Source organism: Micromonospora phytophila (assembly GCF_023656545.1).
GTDB classification, from domain to species: domain Bacteria; phylum Actinomycetota; class Actinomycetes; order Mycobacteriales; family Micromonosporaceae; genus Micromonospora; species Micromonospora phytophila.
The window spans coordinates 1-2,120 of the sequence record NZ_JAMOKF010000556.1; the positions used below are offsets into that span (position 1 = coordinate 1).

Genomic DNA, 2,120 nt, shown 5'->3' on the forward strand with positions numbered 1-2,120 from the left:
CGGCCGACGGGGAACGCGAACGGATGCTGGTCCGGGTGCCCCGGGCCCGGGCGGCCGCGCTGGCCGGGGCGCTGCACTCGGCGGCGGGGGTGCGCGCCGCCCGCAAGGCCGTCGATCCGGTCCGGCTCCAGGTGGACCCGCTCAGCCTGTTCTGAGCCGCGGGCGGGCGGTCCCCGTCGGGTGATCCGCGACACCGTGCGGTCCGGCGGCGCCGCCCGGCCGGCGGCCGGTCGCACGCCGCGTCCGGCAAACCGCTGGCGCTGAGGTGATAGCATCGCCCGTCATGCCCGGGCGCTCGGATGGCGCGACGATGGCGGAAGCGCGTCGGTCGGACGCAAATCGATGAAGTCAATCAGCCGGTGATCAGGGGTGGACCAGTCGTGACCGTTCGTCAATCGATCGTCTTCAACGGCGACCTCGGCAGCGGCAAGAGCACCGTCTCCGTCGAGATCGCCAAGCGGCTCGGCCTGCGCCGGGTCAGCGTGGGTGACCTCTACCGCCAGATGGCGCAGGAGCGGCAGATGACCGCGCTCCAGCTCAACCTGCACGCCGAGCTCGACCAGGCCGTCGACGGCTACGTCGACCAGCTCCAGCGGGACATCGCCGCCTCCGGCGAGTCGCTGGTGATGGACTCCCGGCTGGCCTGGCACTTCTTCACCGACGCGCTCAAGGTGCACATGATCACCGAGCCGGGCGAGGCCGCCCGCCGGGTGCTGGCCCGCCCGTCCGGCCCGGCCGAGAGCTACACCTCGCTGGAGGAGGCGAAGGCGAAGCTCCGGGAGCGCAGCGAGAGCGAGCGGGGCCGGTTCATCGTCCGCTACGGGGTGGACAAGGCCCGGCTGCGCAACTACGACCTGGTCTGCGACACCACCCGGGCCTCGATCGACGAGGTGATCGAGCACATCGTCGACGCGTACGAGGGGCGGCTCGGCGCGGACGTGCTGCGCGACGCACCGCCGCTGCTGCTGCTGGACCCGGCGCGGGTCTACCCGACCGAGGACATCGCCACCCTGCGCGGGCTGTGGGACTCCGGCTTCGTGGGCGAGGTCGCCAGCGGGGGTGACGAGGCGCTGGAGCCGCTCAGGATCGGCTTCACCGGGGAGTACTTCTTCGTCGTCGACGGGCACCGCCGGCTCAGCGCCGCCCTGCAGAGCGGTTTCCGCCTGGTGCCGGCCCAGCTGGTCGCCGAGGTGGACGAGCCGGTGGTCGGTGGGATGAGCGCGGTGGACTACTTCGCCGCCCAGGCGCGCCCCGGCCTGATCCACGACTGGGAGGCCGCCCACTCCATCGAGCTGCCGCTGCCCGAGCACGCCCTGCTCGGCGGCGACGCGGTGCTGGCCGGGGAGCCGGGCGCCGGCGCCTGAGCCGGTCGTCGGCCCCGGCTGCCGGTCGGCGGGGTCGCCCGGTGCCGACCGGGCGCGCATGATGGAGCCTCGACGCATCGACTCCGGAGGCCGGTCATGGACGCTGCCGAGGCCCTGGCGCTGCTCATGTCGCCGCAGGGGCGGGTCGACCCCTACCCGACGTACGAGCGGCTGCGCGCCCACGGGCCGGTGGTCCAGGCCGGGCCGGTGTTCTTCGTGGTCACCGGCTACGCCGAGGCCGACGAGATCCTCCGCGACCCCCGGTTCGGGGTGATGGACGACGTGCTGCGCGACCATTTCCTGCCCGGCTGGCGGGACAGCCCGGCCGTCGCGTCGATCTCCCGCTCGATGCTGCGCACCAATCCGCCCGACCACAGCCGGATGCGGCAGCTCGTGGCGGGGGCGTTCACCCCGCGCCGGATCGCCGCGCTGCGCGACGTGGTGGTGGCCCAGGCCGACGAGCTTGCCGACGCGATGATCGAGCGGGGCCGGGCGGGGGAGCCGGTCGACTTCATGGCCGAGTTCGCGTACCCGCTGCCGGTCCGGGTGATCTGCGCGCTGCTCGGCGTGCCGGCGGCGGACCGGCCGCTGTTCCGGCGCTGGGCCGCCGACCTCACCGGCGTGCTCGAGCCGGAGATCACCCAGGACGAGCTGGCCGTGGCCGACCGGGGTGCGACCGAGCTGCGCGACTACTTCGCCGAGCTGGTCCGGGCCCGCCGCCGCGCGCCGACCGACGACCTGACCACCGCGCTGGTG

The 2,120-nt window shown here is 74.2% G+C and carries 3 protein-coding genes; all 3 read left to right on the forward strand.

The window, feature by feature from the left end:
- A partial coding sequence (locus NCC78_RS32805; RefSeq protein WP_504921395.1) for a hypothetical protein occupies positions 1 to 155 on the forward strand: 155 nt, incomplete at its 5' end.
- Positions 156 to 380: 225 nt separating this feature from the next.
- Positions 381 to 1,364: an AAA family ATPase gene (locus tag NCC78_RS31135; RefSeq protein WP_250799008.1), complete on the forward strand. Its 984-nt coding sequence runs from the start codon at positions 381 to 383 to the stop codon at positions 1,362 to 1,364.
- 96 nt (positions 1,365 to 1,460) lie between these two features.
- Positions 1,461 to 2,120, forward strand: a 660-nt coding sequence (locus tag NCC78_RS31140) for a cytochrome P450 family protein (RefSeq protein WP_250799009.1), incomplete at its 3' end; no start/stop codon positions are given.